This window comes from Ramlibacter lithotrophicus (assembly GCF_012184415.1).
GTDB classification, from domain to species: Bacteria; Pseudomonadota; Gammaproteobacteria; order Burkholderiales; family Burkholderiaceae_C; genus Ramlibacter; species Ramlibacter lithotrophicus.
The window spans coordinates 59691-82363 of record NZ_VTOX01000008.1; the positions used below are offsets into that span (position 1 = coordinate 59691).

The window sequence follows — 22673 nt, forward strand, 5'->3', positions numbered from 1 at the left end:
ACGTGCGGGGTTGCATGGGGCAAGTCTAGCACCGCGGCGGGGTGCATAGGCGGCACGCGGCTCCAGCGACGCCGGCTCGACGCCGCGATCGGCGATCGCGTGCAACCGCGGCCAGTACTTTGCGTCGTGCGGATACGCGTCGGACTACGACGATGCCGCTCAAGCCGGCAACATGTACCGCTGCTCCAGGTCCGCCTTGTCCTGGCGCAGCGCGTTCTCTGTGTCGCGCGCCAGTCCGGCCTGCACCAGGGGGCGCAGCAGCTTCATCGCGCCCGCCACGGGCATCTCCACCTTGATGCTGACCAGGGTGGACTGTGGCCCGGTCGCTTCGAACATCTGCGTGATCAGCAGGCCGGCGTTGGTTCCGGCCACGCTGCGCAGCGTGGAGTTTCCATCGGGCAGCGACGTGACCTCGATCTCGTCCTCCTGCAGCAGGCCGAGCACGCGACGGCGGCCCGTGAAGGTGCAGCCTTGCCCGGCCGGCCGCAGGTTGGCGACCTCCAGCCCAGGGTGGACATTGCCCGTGCAATGGTGCTCCATGTCCACGAACTGGCGCCGTACCACCTCGATGGGGCGGGCGATCTCGATCTGGCGTTCGACCACGACCTTGTGCATGGCTGGCTCCGCTGAAGCAGGTTCGCGATTCTGCCAATGCGGGGGGATCTCGCGCAAGGCTTGGCGGCGCATCGACATCCAGCCTTCCGCCGTATAGATCAGCAGCGCCGCCCAGATCAACATGAAGCCGGCCAGCCGCGCTCCGGCGAACGGCTCGTGGAACAGCCACACGCCGAGCGCGAACTGGATCGTCGGCCCGATGTACTGCAGCACGCCGAGCGTCGTCATCGGGAGCCGCCTCGCACCGGCGGCGAAGAGCAGCAGCGGCAACGCGGTGAGCGGCCCGGCCAGCGCCAGCAGGCCGAGCAACGCCGCGTCGCCGCCGCCCAGGGCACTGCCGCCATGCGACGCCCGCCAGGCCAGCAGGCCGGCGGCCAGCGGGGCGAGCAGCAGCGTCTCGAGCGCCAGGCCTTCCAGCGCGCCGAGCGGGGCGGTCTTGCGCAGCAGTCCATAGATCCCGAAGCTTGCCGCCAGCACCAGCCCGACCCACGGCAGCGAACCGGTGGAGAGCGTCAGCCACAGCACGCCGGCCGCGGCGATGGCGAGTGCCCACCACTGCGCGCGGCGCGGCCGCTCGCGCAGCACGAAGTAGCCGAGCAGCACGTTGACCAGCGGCGTGATGAAGTAGCCCAGGCTCGATTCGACGACGCGGCCGTTGTTCACCGCCCAGACGTAGACCAGCCAGTTGGCGGACAGCAGCAGCGCGCTCGATGCAAAGATGCCCACGGTCCGCGGCGAGCGCGCGATGTCCCGCAGCCACGCCCAGCGCCGCAGCACCGCCAGCAGCAGGAGCACGAACGCGAGCGACCACAGCGCGCGATGGAGCACGATTTCCAGCGGCGCCACGGCCGACACGAGCTGGAAGTAGAGCGGGAACAGACCCCACATCGCGTATGCGAGGGCCGCCTGGAGCACACCGGAAGACATGGCCGCGATTCTCGCCGCTGGGCCTCGGGGACGCCGGCCACGTGGACCGGAAGACGCAGGGAAAAGATCCCCGTCGACACGCGTGCTCGCGCCTGCCTCGACACGGGCCAGCGGTCCGGCCAGATCAAGCAGTTCGCGAGAACCACCAGATGCCGGACGCGGCGGCGCAGTGGATGACCACGGTGACCCAGTAGGTGGCGCGGAAGCTCGCCTTGGCGGATTTGTGGCGCAGGACCTGGTGCGCAAACCACGCGCCGCCCCAACCGCCGGCCAGGCTCCAGAGGTGAAGGGTGTCCTCCCTGATGCGCCAGCGCCCCTGTTGCGCCGCATGCTTGTCCTGCCAGTAAGCGAAGAAGGTCGCCAGGTTCAGCATGAGGGAAGCAGGAAGCACCCACCACGGCAGCTGCCGTTGCCAGACAAGCCAGGACAGTGCGAGTGCATACGCCGCCATCAGGGGCAGGGCCCACCAGCCACCGGCGCGCGGCGCTGGCGCGCGCCGGCCGGCCCCCTGATGGCGCCGCGGCGCCGGCGCGCGGGGAGCTTGGGGCGGGGAACTGCTGCCACGCGGTTCGACTGCCGGCTGCACGGCCATTGCCCGTGGGCCCTTGCTGCCGACGTGGATGTCCTCGAAGCTGACGCGCAATCCCTGGCGAGGGGACTCGCCGCCGGTGGAGCGGTAGTCGCGCACATGGACGAACACGTCTTGCGCGACATCGCGGCTGCGGATGAAGCCGAAGCCCTTCGCGTCGTCCCAGCGGACGATGGTCCCTTCTTTTCGCATGGCCGCCATTGTCAGGCGCGGCGGCCGGACAAGCGTGGCGCAGTCCTTGCCTTTTCCGGCATGATCGCGGCTGGGGACACCGCCCAGGGTCGACCCACCCGAGCGGCCGGCCGCCCACACCCATGCAGATCGTCGAATTCATCACCGACAAACGCTTCCTGCGCCGCCGGCGCGAGCTCAAGATCATTCAAACGATGGTGGGCCTGTATTGCCGCGGAAATCGCCACGAAATCGGGGCGCCGCTGTGCACGGATTGCGCTGCGTTGCTGGCCTACGCCACGCGGCGGCTGGAACGATGTGTCTTCGGCGATGCGAAGCCCACCTGCGCCAACTGCGTCGTCCATTGCTATGGCGCCGGGATGCGCGAGCGGATCCGCGTCGTCATGCGCTGGGCGGGCCCGCGCATGATGGTGCGCCACCCGATCATGGCCATTGCCCACCTGATCGACGAGCGCCGCCCCGTCCCCATGCTGCCCGCGAAGAAGTCCGGCGGGGCGACGAGCGACGTTGCGGGCACCGCTGGACGCGAAGTGACGCGGCCCGGGCAGGACGGCAGCGCGGGGTCCGCCCTGGGAGAAACCCGGCGATGAACCAGGTGGCGGACCCTGGCCAGGGTGACCCAGGCCACATCCGGCCGGACGAGCCGGACAACCTGCGCGAGTGGTCCGCGCGATTGGGCGTAAGCGTGGCAGAGCTCACGCGAATCATCACCGAGGTGGGACGCGATCCGGACAAGGTTCGCGCCTACCTCAACACCAGGGCGTGAACCAGGACAGGGAAGGCCGAATCCGATGAACGATCCCGTCGACGTCCTGATCATCGGCGCCGGCGCCTCGGGCGCGGCGTTCGCGTGGAGCATGGCCGACACGAGGATGCGGATCCTGTGCCTCGAGCAGGGCGACTGGGTGAATCCCGCCGACTATCCGGCGACCCGGCGCGACTGGGAACTGCGCGCCGACTCCGACTTCTCGCCCGACCCGAACGTGCGGCGCCGTCGCGAAGACTATCCGGTCAACGACGACGATTCGCCGATCTCGATCCTCAACTTCAACGGCGTCGGCGGCGGCACCATCCTCTACGCCGCCCACTTTCCGCGCCTGCATCCTTCGGACTTCCGGGTCCGCAGCCTCGACGGTGTGGCCGACGACTGGCCGATCGGCTATTCGACGCTCGAGCCGTGGTACGCCGTCAACGACCATCACATGGGCGTAGCCGGCCTGGCCGGCGATCCGGCGTATCCGCCGCACCAGCCGCCGCTGCCGCCGGTGCCCCTGGGGCGCCTGGGCGAAACCATGGCGCGCGGCTTCAACCGGCTGGGATGGCACTGGTGGCCCTCCGAGATCGCCATCGCCACCCGCGAGCACGAGGGCCGGGCACCGTGCATCAACCTGGGCACCTGCAAGCTCGGCTGCGCGCAAGGCGCCAAGGGCACGGTCGACATCACGTACTGGCCGCTGGCCCTGCGGGCCGGCGTCAAGCTCAGGACCCGCTGCCGCGTGCGCGAGATCCTGGTGGACGACAACGACATGGCCACCGGCGTCGTCTACTACGACGCGGACGGACGCGAACAGGTCCAGCGGGCGGAGGTGGTGGTGCTGGCCTGCAACGGCATCGGCACGCCGCGGCTGCTGCTCAATTCGAAGTCGGCGCGGTTTCCGGATGGCCTGGCAAACCGGTCCGGACTGGTCGGCAAGAATCTGATGATGCATCCGTGGGCCGCGGTGCGCGGCGTGTTCGACGAGCCGCTCGAGTCGCAGTTCGGACCCCAGGCGGTCTGCATTCTCAGCAAGCAGTTCTACGAGACCGACCTCGCCCGCGGCTTCGTGCGCGGCTACAACCTGCAGGTCACGCGCGGTTTCGGACCCGTCACCACCGCGCGCTCCGGTCACCTGCGCGGTGACATTCCGTGGGGCGCCGGCCATCACGAGGCCTTCGCGAGACATTTCGGCCGCACCATCGGTGTCGGCGTGTGTTGCGAAGACCTGCCCGAGGAATGCAACACCGTCACGCTCGACCCCGAGTTGACCGACTCGGACGGCGTCCCGGCGCCACGCATCACCTACCGCCTCGCCGACAACACGCAGCGCATGATCCGCCACGGCCTGGAGCGCGCCAGGGAAGCCCTGCTGGCCGCGGGCGCGCGCGAGATCCTGGAGAACCCGGTTCCGATGCGCGCCACCGGCTGGCACCAGCTGGGCACCGCGCGCATGGGGACCGATCCCCGGCGTTCGGTGGTGAATGAATGGGGACGCAGTCACGACGTGAAGAACCTGTTCATCGTCGACGGCAGCGTGTTCGTCACGTCCGGCGGCGTCAACCCCACCCCCACCATCCAGGCGATCGCGCTCCACGTGGCCGATACGATGAAGCAGCGCCTGGCCAATCTCTTCGATTGATCCGCATGACGACCTCGTCTCCCACACCCGGTGCCGAGGCAGGCCTCACGCCGTCGCGGCACGAGACACTGCGAGTGTTGCTGGGCATGCTCGTGCCCCCGAGCGCGGATGGACGGATGCCGGGTGCCGCCGGGATGCCGGAAGTGCTGCGTCACGTCGAAGGCGTCGCAGCCGCGCTGCCGGTCTTGCGGGATGGCCTCGCCGCGCTCGAACGCGAGGCAACGGCGCGATACGGCGCCGGCTTCGCGGCGCTGGATGACGCCCGCCGTTCGGCCTTGCTCGATGAATTCGCCGCGCGCCAGCCCGCCGTGCTGCAACGGCTGGGCCTCGAGGCCGTGACCTGCTATTACCAGCAGGATGCCGTCGTCCAAGGGCTGGGGCTGGAGGCTCGTCCGCCCTTTCCGGGCGGCTACCAGGTGCCGGCCGGCGACCTGACGTTGCTGGAGCCGGTCATCGCCCGCGGCAGGATCTGGCGCGACGCATCCTGACAGCGGCGCTGCAGGGGCCGGCGCGATGCTGGCCCCGGCGACCCTGGCATCCCGCTCATTCCGGCACCCAGACGTTCGCGTCCAGCAGCGGATGCTCTTCGCAATCGTCGGCCGCGAGCGGCCCGCCACGGTCGACGACGAGGAAGTCGCCGCCCTGGTCCAGGGCGATCAGCGGGTGATGCCAGGTGCCGGCGGCGTAATTGACTCCCTGCCCGGGACCCGCCATGAAGCAGCGCAATTGTGCGGCCGAGGGCCCCGGCCCCGCCGGTGCGACCACCACCAGGAACCGCTGCGAGCGCATCGGCACGAACGCCTGGCTCCCGAGGAGGTGGCGCTCGACGAGCCGCAACTGCAAGGGCAGCGGTCGTGGCCGCGCGCGGAACACGCTCACCACCGGACGGCCGCCTTGCCGGCCGGTATCGAGTCGCGCGAGGTCGTCGAAGCGCTCGGCGAAGCCTTCGTTGATGGTCCGGTGCTTGCCGGGGCGACCGGCCTCGATGACATCGCCGAAGGGCAGGAAGGCGGGCGCCTCCAGCGGCTCCACTGTCAACCAGCGCCGGGGAGGTCGTGCAGTCGTCGTCATGGGCAGAGGCTACCCCAGGCGCAGGGTGGCCGCCTGCCCGCGGTTCGCGCCGACAGCCGGCTGCCACCTCGGCCTACAGGCGGCCCGCGCCCGCAGTGCTAGCTTGGCCGCAGTGGCGTCGAGCACGCCGCGTCCGCTCACGGGAGAACACCATGGCCCAGGATGCCATCGCCTTGCTCGAGGCCGACCACCAGCGCGTGGAAGGCCTCTTCCGGGATTTCAGGTCGGCCGGCGGCGACGCTGCCGCCAGGTTGCACCTGGCGCAGATCATCTGCATGGAGCTCACCTTGCACTCGATGGTGGAGGAAGAGCTCTTCTACCCCGCGCTGGCACGCGCCACCGGCGATGAGCAGCTCGTCGAGCGTGCACGCAAGGAGCACCAGCACCTCAAGGAGCTGATCGCCCGGGTGCCGAACGCCGACAACCTTGACGGCGCGGTGGAGGCCGTCTGCCGGAACGCGCTGGTGCACATCGAGGCGGAGCGCCGGGACATCTTCCCGAAGGCCAAGGCCTGCGGGATGGAACTGGCCACGCTGGGCGGCCGGATCCAGGGCCGCCGTGCCGAGGTGGCGACGAACGTTCAGGAGGCCTGAGAGAAGGCTGGCCGGTTCACTTCGCCGGCTTTTTCGACGGCCGGCGGGCGGCTTCCAGCGCCGCCGTCTTCTCCGCGTGCTTCTCGGCCCGCGTCCGGCGCGGCTTGGGCTTCTTGGCCTCGTGCGCCTCCTTGCTCGCCTTCGGCTTGGCCTTGGCCTCGGGATGGTGCGTCCGCACCAGCCGGTCGAGGGCGCTCGGCCCGGGCAGCAGCGCCCGCGCCTTGCGCTTGTCCCGCTCCTTCTTGAGCAGCCGGCGCTCCTCGATCAGGGCGGCCTCGGCCGCGGACGGTGCCGCGTCCGCGCCCTCGGTGGCGATCCGGCGCGCCATCGCGCGGTGCAACGCCTGGCCGTTGGCGGAGATCCTCTTGGTGAACGAAGCAGTACGAGTCGGCATTTGGCGGTTCCTCATGTGCTGGCAGGCCACTGTAGGCCACCTCGGCGCGCTGCGCCAGTCCCCTGCGTTCGACCGCCGCCCGGCGCCAGGGCACCTCGAGGAGGCGGCGAACCCCGCCGCCGCCGACAATCCCGGCATGACGAACGCACCACTTCTCTCCCTGCTGCACACCGTCGTCGAAGGCAGCGCGACGCTCGCCTTCGCGTTGTCCGGCCTGCTGGAGGCGGCGCGCAAGCGCCTGGACGCGGTCGGTGTCTGCCTGGTCACCGGACTGGCGGCGTTCGGCGGCGGGACGCTGCGCGACGTGCTGCTGGACCGGCGGCCGTTCTTCTGGGTGGCGCACCCCGGCTGGCTGTGGCTGCTGCTGGCCGTGTGCGCCGGCGCGATGCTCTTTCTGCGGGCGCGCCATTTCGCACCGACGGAGCGCGCGATGCAGTGGCCCGACGCCCTGGGCCTGGGCCTGTTCAGCGCCAGCGGGACGCAGCTCGCACTGGCGCAGGACCTGCCGGGCATCGTCGCGGTCCTGATGGGCGTGATCACGGCGACCTTCGGCGGCGTGCTGAGGGACATCGTGTGCAACGAGATACCGACCGCGTTGCGCGATCACCGTCCTTACGCGATCTGCGCGTTCGCCGGCGGCTGGGTCCTGGTCCTCGCGCAGCAGGCGGGTCTGCCGCCGGGAGCGGGCCTCGTGCTTGGGGCGGCCACCGCCAGTGGCTTGCGGGTGCTGGCGCTCGTGACCGGCTACCAGCTGCCGCCGTGGTCATCCGGGGACGTCGCCAAGTAGACCGGGGGGATCCCCGGGCGCAGGCACAATGGCACTGCCATTTCAGAGGAGCCGGCGATGACCATTCTCGTAGCTTACGTTCCCCGCCCCGAAGGGCATGCGGCGCTCGCCGCGGGGATCGACCTGGCCAGGCAGCGCGGCGAGCGGCTGGTGGTCGTCAACGCGGGACCCGGCGGCCAGCACGAAGACGCATCGGTGGCCGATGCACCGGAGGTCGAGCGCATCGAGACGATGCTGCAGACGGCGGGCGTGGCCGGCGAGTTCAAGCAGTTCATCCGCGGCAAGGACGCCGTCGAGGAAATCGAAGCGATGATCGGGCCGCAGCAGGTTTCGCTGCTGGTCATCGGCCTGCGCAAGCGCTCGCCGGTCGGCAAGCTGCTCCTGGGCAGCGTGGCGCAGCAACTGCTGCTGTCCGTGCCTTGCCCGGTGCTGTCGGTCAAGGCCCAGTAGCCGGACGGCCGACTGCGGCCGCAAGTCGCGCCGGGTTCTGCCCGGTGGCGCAGGTTGCCGAAGGCAACGCCGGTAACCGGTTGGCAGTGCGGCGCCGCGCGACCGCGCTGCCGCGCCTGGCCCAACTATCATGGATGCATGCCCCTTCCGGCGTCATCCGAATCGCGACGGGCGCGCCTGGCGGCCATCGCGCGGGAATACACGGTCGCGACGGCCGATTTCGCGAGCGACGACCGGCACAAGGCCCTGAGCGAATTCCTGGCCCGGGTGCGCGCCGCGCTGGGCATGGACATCGCGTTCGTGTCGCAGTTCGTGGACGACCAGCGCGTGTTCCGGATCGTGAGCGTTGCCACGCAGGGCCCCTCGCCCGTCGCGCCCGGCAACTCCGATCCGCTGGTCGACAGCTACTGCAAGCGCATCGTGGAGGGACGGTTGCCGCGGGCGATCCCGGACACTTCCGCCTCCGCCGAGGCGAGCGCGCTGGCCATCACCCGGCGGCTGGCGATCGGCTCCTACCTCAGTGTGCCGATCGTGCTCAGGAATGGCGAGGTGTATGGCACGCTGTGCTGCTTCAGCCACCAGGCACGGCCGGATCTGGGCGAATCCGACGTCCTCGGACTGCAGGACGTGGCCAGCGTGATCGCGGCGGGCATCGACCGGGCCGGCGGCGCGTAGCCGCTGCGCGGAGCGGCAGCCGCCGCGAGGTCAGGCGTTGCCCGGTGAATCCGGCTGCGGCAGGCCCGCGTCCTCGCGCCGCATGAGCGCCCGCACCAGTTGCGCGAACCACGCGATGCCCGCGGCAACTGCGAGCGCGACCAGCAACTGGCCCAGGCGCACCTGGTCGTCGAGGAGGTAGGCGTTGCACAGGCGCAGCGGCGAGTCCTGGTACAGCTGCCCGGCCGCCGCCGTCATCGGCAGCACATTGCCCAGGAAAAAGCCCTGTACCAGCGCGCCGGCGCGCCGCCACGACAGGCGCAGCGCACCGCCGCAGGCGACCAGCGCCAGCGCCTTCGCGGCGTCGATGCGCCAGTCGGTGAGGGCGAGATCGAGCAGGCGCGGGATCATGACGAGCGCGAGCACGACGGCCGTCGCGAACAGCCCGGTGATGCCATAGGCGTTCCAGGCGTCGACCCTCGCGCGCCAGCCAGCCGGCAGGCCAGCGGCGATCAGCGCACCGCACAGCATCAGCAGCGGCGCCTGCCCCAGCATGTGCAAGGTCATGCTGGATTCCAGCGCCTGCCGCGCCGGCGGCAGCAGCAGGAGCAGGGCCGTGGCGGCGGCCAGCCAGGCCAGCGCGCGGGGCTTCATGACGAGCCCTGCGCCGCGAGATGCCGCGCGTAATTCAGCGCCAGCTCCTGTTCGGCGATGTCGAAGACGCGCACCAGCCGGCCGCGCGGGTCGACCACCAGCAGCGCCGCGTTGTGCTCGAAGTCGCCCCGCCCGTCGGGTACGACGACGACCTGGAACGCCGACAGCAGCGCCCGCGTCTGCCGCTCATCGACGCCGCGCACGAACCGCCAGTGCTTCGCATCGGCCCGCATCCGGCCGGCGTAGGCCTGCAGGTCGGCGCTGCTGTCGCGCGGATCGAAGCTCACGGACAGCAGTCGCACGTTCGCTCCGGGGTCGGCTTGCAGCGCCGCCTGCATCTGCTGGAAGGTGCTGCCCAGCGACAGGCAGACCGTCTCGCAGCGGGTGTAGATGAAGTCCACGATCGTGACCGACTGGCCGTCGCCGACCACCTGCGCCAGCGAACGCGCCGGCGTGGCCGGGCCTTCGACCAGCACTGGCGGCGTCGCGACCGGCGACAGCGCGACCTCGAGCCGGCGCGCGCCTTCGGCGGTCCACGCCTGGAAGTCGTGCGTGAGCCAGGCGGCGCTCGCATAGCCGCCGATCGCCAGCGCGGTACACAGCAGCGCGGTGCGCAGCATCAGGCGGCCGCCCGCGCGGGGCGCTTGAATTCGAGCACCCGCGGGCCGTTCCCGGGCGGCGGCAGCATGATGTCGGCCAGCGTATGGCGGTCCAGGTGCTCGATGAACTGACGCAGCGCCCCGTCCATCACGCCGGTGAGCCGGCACGAACCGGTCAGGCTGCACGTGGAAGCGGCCGAGAAGCACTCGACGACGAACAGGTCCGGCTCCATGCTGCGCACCACCTCGCCGATGCGGATGTCCTGCGGTGCCCGCGCCAGCCGCATGCCGCCGCCCTTGCCGCGCGTGGTGGCGATCCAGCCGGCCCGGCCGAGCTGGTGCGTCACCTTCATCAGGTGCGGCCCGGACACGCCGTACCGGGCGGCGACCTCGGCGATCGTGCAGACGCGGTCCGGCTGCTGCGCCAGGTGGATCAGCACCCGCATCGCGTAGTCGGTGAGCAAGGTGAGCCTCATGTCCGCTCGCCGCTCAGGAACCGCTCGTGAGCGCTTTCAGTTCGGCACCGCCTTTGAACGGCGCGTCCCGCGAGGCGGCCTTGCGCTCGGCGGCGATCGCCTCGGGCTTGATCGCCCCCGCGGTGTTGCCCCATTCGGCGCGGATATAGCTGGCGACCGCCGCGAGTTCGGCATCGCCCAGCTGCTTGAACGAGGGCATGGATCCCTTGTACGTCGTGCCGGCCACCGTGAGTTCGCCGTCCACCCCATGCAGCAGGATGTTGGCCAGGACGCGTTCGTCGCCGGTGACCCACTCGGAACCCGCCAATGGCGGGAAGACGCCGGGCAGGCCCTTGCCGGTGGCCTGGTGGCAGGAGGCGCAGTTGCCCGCGAACACCTGCTTGCCGTCGGCGCTGCCGGCTGCGGCGCCGGCCGCCGGCCGCAGGTCGGCGATGGTGCGGCGGTCGCCCAGGCCCGGCGCGCCGAACGGCTCGGAAAGCAGGATGTAGGCGGCGCCGCCGAGCACCATGGCGAGCGTGATTGCGGCCACCAGCAGCGGGATCGGCTGGCTGCGCTCGGAGGGGTCGGCCTGTTCGCGCGCCTGCGGCGGTGCCGCGGCCGGTCGCGGGGCGCGCAGGAGTGCGTCTTCGGGCGAGGGGGTCATGACTTTGGCTCCGGCGGCAGCACGGGGTAGGTCCGGTCCAGCGACTGCAGGTATTTCACGAGGTCCAGCGCTTCCGGCGTCGGCACCACCACCTGGCCGACCATCGGGCCGTAGCCGGGCGGCAGCGTGATCGGCTGGTCGCCTTCCTGCTTCGCCTCGGCGGCGTCCTTGACCTGGAACAGGTAGGGATAGGACGGCATGATCGAGCCCGGCACGTAGGCGCGCGGCTGGTACAGGTGGCCCAGGTGCCAGTCGCGGCTCGGCTGGCGCGCGCCGATGTTCAGCAGGTCGGGGCCGGTGCGCATGCTGCCCAGCAGGTGCGGCTTGTCGTAGGCGTAGTCGGCCGGCACCGAGGCGCGGCCCCAGCCGCGGTCGGCATCGGGACCGAGGTTGCGGTCGCGCGGCTGCTGGGTGTGGCAGTACACGCAGCCGTTGGCGACGTAGACGTTGCGCCCGCGCTGCTCGGCGCTGGTATAGGGCTTGAGCTGCGGCGCCGGCTTGACGTCGCGCACTTCGACGTAGGGCATCACCACCAGGGCGGCCGTCGCGACGCCGAGGGCGACCATCGCCCCGGAAGCGAGTTTCAGTTCATTTTCCATAGACGACCTCCAGCTCGCGGCTGTGTGCGAAGAGGGCGGCGCCGGTGCGCTGCGGACCGAAGCGCAGCGCCATCGCCAGGAAGTGGCCGGCGAAGACCAGGTGGCTTGCCAGCATCAGCGTTCCGCCGACCGAGCGCCACTGCAGGTAAGGCAGGGTGACCGCCACCGACTCCATGAAGGTGCGGGCCGGGTCGAGCATGGCGACGCCCTGCAGCCAGCCGCCGACCGTCAGGGCGACGAAGTAGATGCCTATGCCCACGGCGGCCAGCCAGAAGTGCACGGTGATCAGCCGCGGGAACGGCCACTCCCAGTTCAGCACGCGCGGCATCATGAAGTACACGGCGCCGAACAGCACCATGGTGACGAAGGCGTAGGCACCCAGGTGCGCGTGGCCGACGGTGTAGTGCGTGAAGTGGGTCACCGCGTTCATGCTGCGCAGCGACTCCAGCGACCCCTGGATCGACGACAGGAAGTACATCGCGCCGCCGAACATCATGAAGCGCAGCGTCGGCGAGTAGCGCGCCAGGTGCATGCGGCCCTTCATGGTGCCGGCCATGTTGATGCTGAACGCCACGACCGGGATCACCATCATCATGCTCTGTACGATCGACAGCGTCGTCAGCCAGCCGGGCACCGGACCGCCGATCAGGTGGTGGCCGCCGACCTGGCCGTAGAAGAACGCCAGCGTCCAGAAGCCCAGGATCGACAGGTTGTACGAGCGCACCGGCCGGCCGATGATCTTCGGCAGGAAGTAGTAGATGGCGCCGACGCTCACCGGCGTGAACCACAGCCCCAGCACGTTGTGGCCGTACCACCAGTTGGTGGTGGCCTGCTGCACGCCGGTGTGCACGCCCGGCATCTTGCCCACCAGGAACAGCAGCGAGATCCACAGCAGCGCCGCGACCGTGTACCAGACGGTGACGTACAGGTGCTCCACCTTGCGGTTCACCAGCGTGTACAGCACCGGCAGCACGATCAGCACGAAGCCGACCAGGATGAAGATGCCGATCTGCCACGGGATCTCGAGGTATTCCATGCCGTCGGACCAGCCCGAGGCGATGGCGCCGATGCCGGCGGCGATGCCGGTGTTGATCAGGGCGCCGCCCAGCATGGTCCAGACCGGCGCGTGCAGCGGCGTGCGCAGCAGGCGCGGCAGCAGCCACAGGATCATGCCGAGCGCGGCGTTGGTGATCCAGCCGTAGAGGACGGCCGTGAGGTGCACGGTGCGCAGCCGGCCGAAGGTCATCCACGCCTGCTGGTTGAGCCAGTCCGGTTCGTGCAGCTTGATGGACGACACGAGGCCGGCCGCCGAACCCAGGATCAGCCAGAAGAGCGCGAACGCGATGAACATGAACACCGGGAAGGCGCTCGAGCGGTCAGCCGCCACCCGGTCCTGCAGCTCGCCGGCGTCCGCGCCGTGGCCGGCCGAGCCGTGTTCGCTCGCCGCCGCCTGCAGCGAACGGCGCTCGCCGTCGGCCGCGGCCGGGTCGTCGGTGTGCCCGATCTCACCGCGGGCGAAGATGACGGACGCGGCCGCCGGGTTCTCCACCAGCAGGCCCTTGCGCAGCGACCAGATGAAGACGAACAGGCCGATGATCGACAGGACGAAGGCGCCCGCGAGGCTGAGGATCGCGCTGTCCATCACGCGGCTCCCGGGAGGGGCTCGGCCTGGCGGCTGAGCTGGTAGCCGTACCACAGGCTCTCGGCGATGCGGCTGGCGAGGTCGTTGGCGCGCTCGCGCATGGCCGCGTTGGGGAGCTGCGCGGTCGTTTCACCGAACAGGCCCAGCCAGCGCTGGAACAACTGCCGGGTCAGGCCCGGCAGCGCTACGTGCTTGGGCATCGGCGTGCCACGGAAGCGCGCGGTGCCACGCAGGGCAGACGACCAGAAATCGACCATGGTCGCCAGGTGGCGATTCCAGTCGTTGACATGTCGGTCGAAGATGGGGCCGAGGGCGTCGTCCTCGCGCACGCGGTCGTAGAACGCGTGCACCAGGCCGCTCACTTCCTCCTCGGTGCAGAGGTCGGGCGTTGGCATTCGAGAGGGCTCCTGCGCCGGGATGCATTGATCCCGATCAAAGATTCCCCAAGAATGTATCTTTAGGTGCCCCCGGCGCGCTCGCGGCGCCGCAATTCCCGGAGAAGCCGTATTCCGGCGCGGTGAATTGAAAGGCTCCCTCTCCCGCTGGCGCAAGTCGCTCGCCGTGTCCGCTCCCTCTCCCGCTGGCGGGAGAGGGCTGGGGTGAGGGTGGGCCCAGGCTCTTAGTGGTCGACCCCGTTCACGAACCGGGTCTTGAACCACGCGAAGAGCATCCGCTTCTCGTAGAACAAGGCCTGCGAGTCGCCCCGGTTGGCCAGGCCGCGCGTGTAATCGAGGTCGGCCACGCGCTCGTCGCCGCTGCGCTGCTGGCCGTCGCCGGCGAGCGTCCAGCGCAGCCGCATGCGCGGGAAATCGGCGCCGCCGCTCACCAGGCGCAACTCGGTGCCGTCGCGCTGCGGCCGCACGCCGCCGGCCAGGTCGACCTCCAGCACCTCCACCGTCAGGGTCTGGCCCGCCGGCAGCAGGCGCTCGCCCAGGGTGCGCAGGTAGCGGCCGATCTGCCGCAGGTTCGCAGCCTCCTCCGTCGCATCCGCGCCAGCGTCGGTGTACGAGGCGGGGTTGACGAAGGCGATCTCAACCTTCCCGGCCTGGGCGGCGCCGGCGAAGGCGAGGGCGAAGGAAATGGGGAGCAGGACAAGCGCGCGCAGCTTCATGGTCGTCTCCTTCGAGCCGTGCCCGCCGCCGGGAGGGCGGCGAGCGCGGGGCTCGAAGCGATTCTGATCCTGGCGCGCGGGTTGCGCAAAAGGCCGAGGCGCCCCTCCTGCTCAGGCGTGCAGCGCCTCGTACTTCGCCTGCAGCTCCTCCGGCGTTTCGACGAAGTCGGGGTGCTGCTCGATGCAGTCGGCGGGACACACCAGCTTGCACTGGGGCTCGTCCTCGGCGCCCACACACTCGGTGCACTTGGCCGCGTCGATCACGTAGATGATGTCGCCCACGCTGATCGCTTCGTTGGGGCAGACCGGCTTGCAGGCGTCGCACGCGGTGCAGCCATCGTTGATCATCAATGCCATGGTTCTCTCTCCTTCCTGTACTGCCGCGAATCAGGCAGCGACTTGTTCCTGGAGTTCCTTCAGCCGCTCGTGCCGGAACGCGCCCCACAATGCCGCGCCGATGGCGCCGGCGTAGATCGAGTCGGGATGGCTCACCGCCTGGACCCCAACCTTCTCGTTGACCATCTCCTCCTGGATCGCCGCCAGCAGGCCGACGTCCAGCGCGAGGCCGCCGGTCAGCAAGGCGGTGCCCTGCTTGATGCCGGTGACCTTGAGCAGCTTGACGATCCGCGAGGCCATCGACAGGTGGATGCCCTTGAGGATGTCGGGCGTGGCGATGCCGCGGCTGACCATGTTGATCACGTCCGTCTCGGCCAGCACGGCGCAGATCGAGCTGCACTTCTCGGGGTCCTGCGAGCTCTTCGACAGCTGGCCGATCTCCTCCACGGCCACGCCCAGGTAGCGGGCGATGTTCTCGAGGAACTGGCCCGACCCCGATGCGCACTGGCTGGTCATCTTGTACGCCAGCACCTTGCCGCGCTCGTCCACGTAGATCGCGCGCCCGTTGAGGGCGCCGACGTCGACCACGGCGCTGATGCCGGGCTGCAGGAACACGCCGCCGCGCGCATGCGTGGTCATCGAATAGAAGTGGCCGGTGGCGAACTTGACGTTCTCGCCTTCGCCGGTCGTCGCGATGTAGTCGATGTCCTGGGGCGACACGCCGGCCTCCTCGATCACCGCGTCGCGGCCCTCCTGCGCCAGCACCATGGGGTCGCGCCGGCGGATGCGCTCGCAGCGCTTGGCCAGCCACTCGGTCTTGCCGTCCTCCACGCGGAAGAGGGTGCTCTTGACGGCTCCGGAGCCGACGTCGATGCCGATGGTCAGAGTCATTTGGTTTCCCTCGCTTCCGCGGTCTTGCCTTCTTCGACGACGGCCCGGTAGGCGAACGTCGCGCCGCCCAGGGCCCCGGTGTAGATCGAATCCGGATCGATGTTGAGCTGCAGTTCGCCGTAGTTCTCGGCGACCAGGTCCTTCAGCGCTTTCACGGCGGCCTCGTTCTTGGCGACCCCGCCGGTGAAGGTGAACTGGTTGCGGATGCCGCCCGAGCGCGCCAGGATCGACATGGCGCGCAGGATGATGGCGCGGTGCAGGCCGGCCATGATGTCCTCGCGCTTGTCGCCCAGCGAGAGGCGGTCCCGCAGTTCGGCGCCGGCGAACACCGTGCACGTCGAGTTGATGCGGATGGTCTTGGTCGACTGCATGGCCATGGGGCCCAGCTCGTGCAGGCCCATGTTCATCTCGTCGGCGATGTAGCCGAGGTAGCGGCCGCAGCCGGCCGCGCACCGGTCGTTCATCTGGAAGCTCTCGACGATGCCGGCCGGGTCGACCTGGATCGCCTTGGTGTCCTGCCCTCCGATGTCGAGCACCGTGGCCGTGCCCGGGTACATCACGTGGGCGCCCAGGCCGTGGCAGAGGATCTCGGAGCGCACGTGCTCCTTCGAGAACGGCAGGCGGGCCCGGCCGTACCCGGTGCCCACCACGTAGGTCTCCTCCATCTCGGTGTCCAGCACGCCCTTGATAGGCGCCTCGATACCGGCGCGCTTGCTCTGCGTTTCTGGCAGCTCGACGAACGTGCGTTCCAGCGCCGACAGCAGGTGGCGCCGGATCGAATCCGCATAGACGCGGTTTTCCACGTCGATGATCGAGCGGTCGAACAGGTTCAGCAGGTAGTCGTAGCGGGTCCCTGCTTCCTTCGATACCGTTTCGCCGATCGCCAGGTACTGGCTGCCGGCGATGTCGCGGAAGAAGTCGCTCTTGCGCTTGGCGCCCGGGGCGAACAGCGCCGGTGCTTCGGCCTTCAGCCGCCGGAACACCTCGGTCAGGGTCTCGCCCACCGCCGCCGTGGCTGCACCGAAATGCGCCGTGGCCAGGCTGCGCTGGCAGGTCTCCTCCAGGTCGACCAGCTGCTCCAGGTACTGCTCGGCGCGGAAGTCGCGCTCCAGCTGGTTGATGAAGGCGTCCAGCCCGCCGTTGAGGGCGTGCGTGCGGCCGAGCGCCTGCCGGAACAGGTGGAAGCGGCCGTTCAGCAGCGCCTCCTGCTTGGCGATGGTCGCCGCGGTGTCGTAGTTCGAGCGTGAATTGGTGATCCCGCGCCCGATGATGTTCTGGTCCTCGTCCAGCACCACCGCCTTGGTGGTGGTCGACCCGAGGTCGATGCCGATGAAGCAGCGCATGGCTTGTCTCCTCTTCCCTGTTCAGTGCGCGCCGGCCAGGGCGGTGCGCTTCTGCTTGACCATCTGGAAATAGCTTTCCAGGCGGTTCTTGACGTTGGCCGCCGAGAAATAGCGCGGATCCACGAGGTCGGTCTCGACGAAGGCCGCCGGCTTGCCGGTGCGCCGCTCCACCTCGCGCAGGATCAGCAGCTGGCCAGCCGAGAAGCTGTTGCAGCTCTTGATCGAGTTGATCAGGAGGCCGTCGGCCTGGTATTCGTCGATGTACTTGCAGATCATGTCGATCCGCGACGGCAGGTTCAGGTTGGTGTAGCAGCCCAGGCAGTAGTCGGCCAGCGACTCCAGCGGGTTCTCCGGGTCGTGGCGGAAGCCGAAGTCGTACAGGCCGCCGACCTTGGCGTAGGTGGACGACACCACCACCGCGCCTTCGTCGTAGAACATCTTCCAGAAGTCGCGGAAGCTGGTCCAGTTGGGCGGACCCTCGACGATCAGGCGGTACTTCTCCTCGCCCATCTCGCCCTCGGGCGTGATCGGGCCCTTGCCCAGGCGCACCCGCTCGTCGATCTCCTTGCGCAGCATGCTGTAGTACTGCGTCGCCTCCGGCGTGCCGCGGAAGGCGGTGAAGATCGGGCCGATGTAGTACACCGCGCCGAAGTAGCCGTCGATCGGCGAGGGCCGGTTCTTGGCCGACTGCAGCACCCGCACCAGGTCGTCCTCGGCCTTCACCGACTCGCGCATGTACTGGCGCAGCCGGTCGATGTCGAACTTGACGCCCGAGATCCGCTCCAGCGTCGGGATCACGGTTTCCTTCAGCTGCTTGACCACGTATTCGCGCATGTTCGGCTGGATGCGGCCCTCGCCCTGGTAAGGAACGTGCAGCATGACCGTCTCGCAGCCGTACTTGTGGCGGATCAGCTCGAACCACTTCATGAACGTGAAGCAGCCGGTGTAGGAGAGCAGCAGGACGTCCGGCTTGGGCATCGGGTCGCCCGTGGGGCCGATCTCGCCGCCCATCATCATGCCGAGGTCGGCCTTGACGTAGGTGCAGACGTCCTCGCTCTGGCCGTCCCGCTCGGCGTCCATGATCATCTTGCCGGACTTCTTGCGCATGCCGTTCTGCAGCGCATTGGTTTCGGGCAGGCTGCGCGCGAGGTTGAAGCACATCAGCAGCTCGTTCAGGTTGCCCGGAACGAACGTGGCCGCGACCTTTCGACCTTGCGAATGGGCCTTGGCCAGGTCCATGTAGTTCGCGTTGATCATCTCCTTCTGGAGCCACATCGCGTCCTCTTTCTGGGCGACCGGCTTGGCTTTCTTCGTGTCCGGCATCTGGACGACTGTGTTCATGGTTTGCCTCCTGACTTGTCGTGGACGCGGCTCACGCCGCCGCGCTCCACAGCTTGATGGAATCGGCGAAGGTGCCGGACTGCTCGCGGATCGGCGCCATCTGGCCCGTGTTCTCCGCGTACTTGAACGCGGTGTACGGAACGTTGTGCTTCGCGCAGACGTCCTGCAGCATCGGCCGTTCCAGCAGCGCCGGATCGCAGAACGAAGGCGCGGCGAACACCACGCCTTCCGCGCCGCGGGTCTTCACCTGCTTCATCAGGAACACGCCTTTTTCCTCGCGCGTCGTGTCGTACTTGGCGGCCGTCGAGGCCGAGCGATGCAGGAAGGCCTTGGACAGCTCCTCGAGCGGGTTGCCGTTGGCCGGCACCTCGTCGAGCAGCCAGCGCGTGACCAGCATGAAGTCGTCGTCGACGATGTAGCAGCCCGACATCTCGATCGACTTGATCAGCGCCAGCGGCGGCTGCTCGCAGAACGAGCCGTTGATGACGACGCGGGCGTTGTCGCGCCTGGGCCGCTGCACCTGCTCCGCGGCCTCCAGGTACTGGCGCACCAGCACCGTATGCTCCTCCGGCGGCAGCACCATGCCGGCGCGCAGCAGCAGGTAGACCTCGGAGGTCGGCGCCTGCCACGGCTTGGCCGCGCGGTACTTGTACAGCTCGTCGATGGCCACCCGGTTTTCGTTGTACACCGCGATCGAGGCGTTGAGCTCCTCGTCGGTGATCGGCTTGCCGCGCAGCTTGCCGAGGTCGTCGCGCAGCGTCTGCATCTCGTGGATGTAGAAGTTGCCGCCGATCGAGTCGACGTAGTTCTGCGGCACGTCGATGTACTTGACGTACTTGTCCTTGAACAGGATCTGCCACATGCCCGACAGGTTGCGGATCACGTCGCAGATCGACGGGAACAGCATGCCGTCCACGCAGTCGAGCCGGCCCGTGAGGCCCAGTTCGATGGTGGAGCGCGGGATCCGGCAGATGTAGCTCTGGTAGTAGGCGTCGCCCTGGATCACCTCCAGCGCGTCGCCGCCGCCCAGGATGCCCACCGGCAGCATGCCGGCCGCGTGGATCAGCTCGCGGGGGACGTACACCGGCATGTAGCCGATGGCCTTGCGTCCGGGGACCGCGGCCTTCCATTCCTTGACGGCCTTGAAGTCGAGATCCTCGAAGAGCTGCTGGCAGCGCTCGACGATCTGCTGCACCGGTGGGACTGCTGACATGGTTGTCTCCTTCACTTGTGGGTCCAGCTGGGCTGGCGCTTGGCCATGAAGGCAGCGAGGCCCTCATTGGCATCCTGGGTGCGCATGAGGCGGTCCAGATAGAGTCGTTCGACGTCGGCGAGACGCTGGCGCACGGCGGGCAGCATGGCGCCGCGCGCGGCGGCCAGGGCGCAGGCCAGCGCGGCGGCGCTGCGGTCCTGCAGGTGCTGCTCGAAATAGGACAGGGCTGCAGCCTCCGGGTCTGCGGCGACCACGTGCACCAGCCCGCAGGCCTGCGCCTCGGCGCCGTTGATCGACCGACCGGAGAAGAGCAAGTCCTCGGCCATCGCCTGGTTGACGCGGTACGGCAGCAGCACCGAGGCGGCCGGCGCAAAGACGCCCAGCTTGATCTCGGGCTGGCCGAGCTGCGCGTCGGCGGTGGCGAAGATCGGCCCGCCCGCCATCGCCAGTTCCAGCCCGCCGCCCAGGCACTGGCCGCGCACCGCGACCAGCACCGGCGCCGGAAACTCCACCAGCTCGATCAGCAGCGCGTGCAGCGAGGCGAGCATCTGCGCGCAGTTGCCGGGCAGGTGCTCCTCGACGCTGGCGCCGAAACTGAAGTGCGGCCCTTCCGCATCCAGCAGCACGCCGCGCAGCGTGTTGCGGCCGCGGTGCTCGCGCAGCGCCGCGTGCAGCGCCACGATCATTGCCGCGTCTACGATGTTGGCCTTGGGCCGGCCCAGGCGCAGGCGCAGCAGCGCGCCGTCGCGTTCGACCCAGACCTTGAGACACGATTCAGCCATGGAGTGGACCTTCAGCCTTTCTTCGGCTGGATCTGGTCGTGCAGCTTGTCCAGCCAGCTCTGGCCGGCGGCCAGCTTCTGGCGCAGGAGCACGAAATCGACTTCGCGGTCGTCCTTCGGGCCGTCGTTGAAGGCGGTGAAGCCGGCGCGGGCCTCGGTCATCATGTTGAGGGCCAGCCAGGCGCGCGAGCTTTCCTTGTTGCGGTCCCACATCGCGAGCTTGGGCTTGCGCAGTTCCTCCACCGTCTTCAAGGTGCACTCGGGGAAGGTGAGCAGCATCTTGGCGCACAGCGCTTCGACCTTCTCGTCCAGCGCGGAGAGATCCACGGTGCCCCTGGCCATCAGCGCCTTGCCTTCCTTGGCCGCCTCGCCGGTCTTGGCCGAGCCGTACACCTTGCGGCCGTACTCGTCGAACAGGCGCTGGGTCTCGACCATCGGGTTGGCGACGAACTTGCCGTCCACCTTCAGCGCGGGGGCGATGTCGGTGAGGATGCCCATGTCGTAGGCCTGGTGGGCCGAGAAAGGCTCGCACAGCACGCAGGCGGCCATCGCGCGCTCGGCGCCGACCATCAGCGGCAGGAAGTCGGTGGCGCCGCCGATCGGGGCCGAGCCGTGCTTGGGACCGGCCTGGCCGAACCGGGCGAGGTCGGAGGCGACGGAGAAGTCGCAGGCCATGCCGATCTCCTGGCCGCCGCCGATGCGCATGCCGTTGACGCGACAGATCACCGGCTTGTCGGCCAGCAGCAGGGCCGTGACCATGTCGTTGAACAGGCGCAGGTACTGGCGATATTCCTGGGGCTGGCCGGCGTAGTACTCGGCGTATTCCTTGGTGTTGCCGCCGGTGCAGAACGCCTTGTCGCCGGCGCCGGTCAGCACGATGCAATTGACGTCACGCGCGTTCGAGGCCGCGCGCAGCGCCAGGATCACGCCCTTGACCATGTCGGTCGTGTAGGAGTTGTACTGCGCCTGGTTGTCCAGGGTGATCCAGGCGTTGTACAGGCCGGGAACCACCGTGCCGTCCGGGCGCTTCGCCGGCTTCTTCTCGTAGCGGACCTGCGGCTTCGAGATATCGTCGACGATGTCGTGGTTCTTGAAGTCCAGCATGGGCGGGAAGCTGACGGGCGCGTTCATAAGGTCTCCTTCGGGTTGACTCTCTCGGATGGGCGGCTTCAGTCGGGCACCAGCACGACCCGCTTGCGGATCTCGTGCTTGTGCACCGCGTCGAAAATGGCGTTGATCTGCGACAGCGGGTGCTTCTCGACGAAAGGCACCACCTGCACCTTCCCGTCCAGCACGAGGTCCAGCGCCGGGGCGTAGTACTCTGGCGGGCAGCCCCAGTTGCCGACGGCGCGGGCGTCGAACGCCATCAGGTTGGAAAGGCGCACTTCGACCTTGTCCATCGTGAAGCCGACCACCGACAGCGTCGCGCCGTGCACCAGCAGGCCGAACGCCGTGAGCTGGCCGGGTGCGCTGCCGGAGCACTCGAAGATGAACCACTCGGTCTGCCGCAGCCCCTTCTCCCTGGCGAAGGCGACGACCGCCTGCTTGATGGCCTTCGCGTCGAGGGTGCGGCTGTTGAGGGTGAGCGAGGCGCCGTGCTCCGCCACGGCCGCCAGCTTGGCGTCGTCGATGTCGATCGCGACCACGGTGGCGCCGAACGCCCGCGCCACCTGCACGCAGTAGCCGCCGACCCCGCCGGCGCCGACGACGATGGCGAGGCTGCCGGGCGTGACGCCGGCCCGGCGCACGGCCTGGTACGGCGTGGTGAGGGCGTCGGCGACGATCGAGACCTGCGCCAGTTCGAGGCCGGCGCGCTGCAGGCGGTCCAGGTCCACTTCGCACAGGCCGCGGGCCGGCACCACGATGTGCGAGGCGAAGCCGCCCTGGATGTCGTTGCCGGGCATCTTCTGGGCGCGGCAGATCGTCGCGTGACCGCGCTTGCAGAGGTCGCATTCGCCGCAGGGCAGCACGGCCGGGACGATGACCGAGCGGCCGACCCAGGCCTGCGCGCCTGCACCGGCTTCCACGACGCGGCCGCTGATCTCGTGGCCCAGCGCGAGCGGCAGCGGCTGGTTGGTCCGCACGCCGTCGTAGTAGTAGCCGAGGTCGGTGTGGCAGACGCCGCAGCCGGCGATCTGCACCACCACCTCGCCGGGGCCGGGTGCGGCCGTGAACGCGGCGCGCACCAGCGGCGCCTTGGGGGCCGTCATCAGCCAGCGGTGTGCTTCGATGCTCATGTGGAAAGCGCCTTTCATCGCGGAGCGGGCCTTGCGGTCCCGGGGAAAAACCGGAGGTCCTGCGGGGTAATATGGTAAAGCGGTACCAAATTACGTGTTTGAGGGATTCTGGGGAGCTTTTCCGGAGGGCTCCTTGATC

General features: G+C 69.2%; 27 protein-coding genes and 1 pseudogene. 8 read left to right on the forward strand and 20 right to left on the reverse strand.

Annotated elements, in window-relative coordinates; all coding sequences use genetic code 11:
* Window positions 1–678 precede the first annotated feature (678 nt).
* Window positions 679–1542, reverse strand: a pseudogene (gene rarD, locus RAMLITH_RS25870) (EamA family transporter RarD); the annotation flags it as partial.
* Window positions 1543–1666: 124 nt separating this feature from the next.
* Window positions 1667–2323: a cold shock and DUF1294 domain-containing protein gene (locus RAMLITH_RS19130; protein ID WP_168109051.1), complete on the reverse strand. Its 657-nt coding sequence runs from the start codon at window positions 2321–2323 to the stop codon at window positions 1667–1669.
* A gap of 122 nt (window positions 2324–2445) precedes the next feature.
* Between RAMLITH_RS19130 and RAMLITH_RS19135 the strand changes: the two genes are divergently transcribed.
* Genes RAMLITH_RS19135 through RAMLITH_RS19150 form a run of 4 tightly spaced genes read left to right on the forward strand, consistent with a single transcriptional unit; the run spans window position 2446 to window position 5207 of the window.
* A complete protein-coding gene (locus RAMLITH_RS19135; protein ID WP_168109052.1) occupies window positions 2446–2913 on the forward strand; it encodes a nitrous oxide-stimulated promoter family protein in 468 nt (155 codons plus the stop codon).
* A complete protein-coding gene (locus RAMLITH_RS19140) occupies window positions 2910–3089 on the forward strand; it encodes a DUF3606 domain-containing protein (RefSeq protein ID WP_168109053.1) in 180 nt (59 codons plus the stop codon). Before RAMLITH_RS19135 ends, RAMLITH_RS19140 begins: the two co-directional genes overlap by 4 nt.
* A gap of 25 nt (window positions 3090–3114) precedes the next feature.
* On the forward strand, window positions 3115–4719 hold the full coding sequence (locus RAMLITH_RS19145; RefSeq protein WP_168109054.1) for a GMC family oxidoreductase: 1605 nt from the start codon (window positions 3115–3117) through the stop codon (window positions 4717–4719).
* A gap of 5 nt (window positions 4720–4724) precedes the next feature.
* Window positions 4725–5207 carry a gluconate 2-dehydrogenase subunit 3 family protein gene (locus RAMLITH_RS19150; protein ID WP_337786182.1) on the forward strand — a complete coding sequence of 161 codons (483 nt, stop codon included), beginning with the start codon at window positions 4725–4727 and terminating at the stop codon, window positions 5205–5207.
* 55 nt (window positions 5208–5262) lie between these two features.
* On the opposite strand, the gene RAMLITH_RS19155 is transcribed toward RAMLITH_RS19150, so the two are convergent.
* Entirely contained in the window at window positions 5263–5790 is a 528-nt protein-coding gene (locus tag RAMLITH_RS19155) for an ureidoglycolate lyase (RefSeq protein WP_168109056.1), read from the reverse strand.
* Between the two features lie 152 nt (window positions 5791–5942).
* Here RAMLITH_RS19155 and RAMLITH_RS19160 point away from each other — a divergent pair, with 152 nt between their 5' ends.
* On the forward strand, window positions 5943–6383 hold the full coding sequence (locus RAMLITH_RS19160) for a hemerythrin domain-containing protein (protein ID WP_168109057.1): 441 nt from the start codon (window positions 5943–5945) through the stop codon (window positions 6381–6383).
* A 16-nt stretch (window positions 6384–6399) separates the two neighbouring features.
* Here the strand turns inward: RAMLITH_RS19160 and RAMLITH_RS19165 are convergent, their stop codons facing one another.
* On the reverse strand, window positions 6400–6792 hold the full coding sequence (locus tag RAMLITH_RS19165; protein ID WP_168109058.1) for a hypothetical protein: 393 nt from the start codon (window positions 6790–6792) through the stop codon (window positions 6400–6402).
* A 121-nt stretch (window positions 6793–6913) separates the two neighbouring features.
* Here RAMLITH_RS19165 and RAMLITH_RS19170 point away from each other — a divergent pair, with 121 nt between their 5' ends.
* The 3 genes from RAMLITH_RS19170 (at window position 6914) to RAMLITH_RS19180 (ending at window position 8689) form a co-directional block, all read left to right on the forward strand.
* Window positions 6914–7564, forward strand: coding sequence for a trimeric intracellular cation channel family protein (locus tag RAMLITH_RS19170; RefSeq protein ID WP_168109059.1), 651 nt, complete (start codon window positions 6914–6916; stop codon window positions 7562–7564).
* Window positions 7565–7621: 57 nt separating this feature from the next.
* Window positions 7622–8014, forward strand: a complete 393-nt coding sequence (locus RAMLITH_RS19175) for a universal stress protein (RefSeq protein ID WP_168109060.1) — start codon at window positions 7622–7624, stop codon at window positions 8012–8014.
* A 138-nt stretch (window positions 8015–8152) separates the two neighbouring features.
* Window positions 8153–8689, forward strand: a complete 537-nt coding sequence (locus RAMLITH_RS19180; protein ID WP_168109061.1) for a GAF domain-containing protein — start codon at window positions 8153–8155, stop codon at window positions 8687–8689.
* A 30-nt stretch (window positions 8690–8719) separates the two neighbouring features.
* Here RAMLITH_RS19180 and RAMLITH_RS19185 read toward each other — a convergent pair whose 3' ends face one another.
* From RAMLITH_RS19185 to had, 16 genes are all read right to left on the reverse strand, one after another.
* On the reverse strand, window positions 8720–9322 hold the full coding sequence (locus tag RAMLITH_RS19185) for a hypothetical protein (RefSeq protein ID WP_168109062.1): 603 nt from the start codon (window positions 9320–9322) through the stop codon (window positions 8720–8722).
* Window positions 9319–9942, reverse strand: a complete 624-nt coding sequence (locus tag RAMLITH_RS19190; protein ID WP_168109063.1) for an SCO family protein — start codon at window positions 9940–9942, stop codon at window positions 9319–9321. The genes RAMLITH_RS19185 and RAMLITH_RS19190 overlap by 4 nt, the downstream gene beginning before the upstream one ends.
* Window positions 9942–10397 carry an RrF2 family transcriptional regulator gene (locus tag RAMLITH_RS19195; protein WP_168109064.1) on the reverse strand — a complete coding sequence of 152 codons (456 nt, stop codon included), beginning with the start codon at window positions 10395–10397 and terminating at the stop codon, window positions 9942–9944. The genes RAMLITH_RS19190 and RAMLITH_RS19195 overlap by 1 nt, the downstream gene beginning before the upstream one ends.
* Before the next feature lie 13 nt (window positions 10398–10410).
* Complete coding sequence (locus RAMLITH_RS19200; protein WP_168109065.1) at window positions 10411–11040, reverse strand: c-type cytochrome; 630 nt, start codon at window positions 11038–11040, stop codon at window positions 10411–10413.
* Window positions 11037–11639: a cbb3-type cytochrome c oxidase subunit II gene (locus RAMLITH_RS19205; protein ID WP_168109066.1), complete on the reverse strand. Its 603-nt coding sequence runs from the start codon at window positions 11637–11639 to the stop codon at window positions 11037–11039. Before RAMLITH_RS19205 ends, RAMLITH_RS19200 begins: the two co-directional genes overlap by 4 nt.
* Window positions 11629–13281 carry a cbb3-type cytochrome c oxidase subunit I gene (locus RAMLITH_RS19210; protein WP_168109067.1) on the reverse strand — a complete coding sequence of 551 codons (1653 nt, stop codon included), beginning with the start codon at window positions 13279–13281 and terminating at the stop codon, window positions 11629–11631. Before RAMLITH_RS19210 ends, RAMLITH_RS19205 begins: the two co-directional genes overlap by 11 nt.
* Window positions 13281–13676 carry a group III truncated hemoglobin gene (locus tag RAMLITH_RS19215; RefSeq protein ID WP_168109068.1) on the reverse strand — a complete coding sequence of 132 codons (396 nt, stop codon included), beginning with the start codon at window positions 13674–13676 and terminating at the stop codon, window positions 13281–13283. Before RAMLITH_RS19215 ends, RAMLITH_RS19210 begins: the two co-directional genes overlap by 1 nt.
* Before the next feature lie 224 nt (window positions 13677–13900).
* Window positions 13901–14392: a DUF3016 domain-containing protein gene (locus tag RAMLITH_RS19220; RefSeq protein WP_168109069.1), complete on the reverse strand. Its 492-nt coding sequence runs from the start codon at window positions 14390–14392 to the stop codon at window positions 13901–13903.
* Between the two features lie 111 nt (window positions 14393–14503).
* Window positions 14504–14749, reverse strand: a complete 246-nt coding sequence (locus RAMLITH_RS19225) for a YfhL family 4Fe-4S dicluster ferredoxin (protein WP_168109070.1) — start codon at window positions 14747–14749, stop codon at window positions 14504–14506.
* A gap of 30 nt (window positions 14750–14779) precedes the next feature.
* Window positions 14780–15619, reverse strand: coding sequence for a benzoyl-CoA reductase subunit D (bcrD, locus tag RAMLITH_RS19230; RefSeq protein WP_168109071.1), 840 nt, complete (start codon window positions 15617–15619; stop codon window positions 14780–14782).
* Complete coding sequence (bcrA, locus tag RAMLITH_RS19235; protein WP_168109072.1) at window positions 15616–16962, reverse strand: benzoyl-CoA reductase subunit A; 1347 nt, start codon at window positions 16960–16962, stop codon at window positions 15616–15618. Before bcrA ends, bcrD begins: the two co-directional genes overlap by 4 nt.
* A 21-nt stretch (window positions 16963–16983) precedes the next feature.
* Entirely contained in the window at window positions 16984–18303 is a 1320-nt protein-coding gene (gene bcrB, locus RAMLITH_RS19240) for a benzoyl-CoA reductase subunit B (RefSeq protein ID WP_168109073.1), read from the reverse strand.
* A 31-nt stretch (window positions 18304–18334) separates the two neighbouring features.
* Window positions 18335–19516: a benzoyl-CoA reductase subunit C gene (gene bcrC, locus RAMLITH_RS19245; RefSeq protein WP_168109074.1), complete on the reverse strand. Its 1182-nt coding sequence runs from the start codon at window positions 19514–19516 to the stop codon at window positions 18335–18337.
* Window positions 19517–19527: 11 nt separating this feature from the next.
* A complete protein-coding gene (locus RAMLITH_RS19250) occupies window positions 19528–20298 on the reverse strand; it encodes a cyclohexa-1,5-dienecarbonyl-CoA hydratase (RefSeq protein WP_168109075.1) in 771 nt (256 codons plus the stop codon).
* Window positions 20299–20309: 11 nt separating this feature from the next.
* Window positions 20310–21428, reverse strand: a complete 1119-nt coding sequence (oah, locus tag RAMLITH_RS19255) for a 6-oxocyclohex-1-ene-1-carbonyl-CoA hydratase (protein WP_168109076.1) — start codon at window positions 21426–21428, stop codon at window positions 20310–20312.
* Between the two features lie 38 nt (window positions 21429–21466).
* Window positions 21467–22534 carry a 6-hydroxycyclohex-1-ene-1-carbonyl-CoA dehydrogenase gene (gene had, locus RAMLITH_RS19260; RefSeq protein WP_168109077.1) on the reverse strand — a complete coding sequence of 356 codons (1068 nt, stop codon included), beginning with the start codon at window positions 22532–22534 and terminating at the stop codon, window positions 21467–21469.
* Window positions 22535–22673 lie beyond the last annotated feature (139 nt).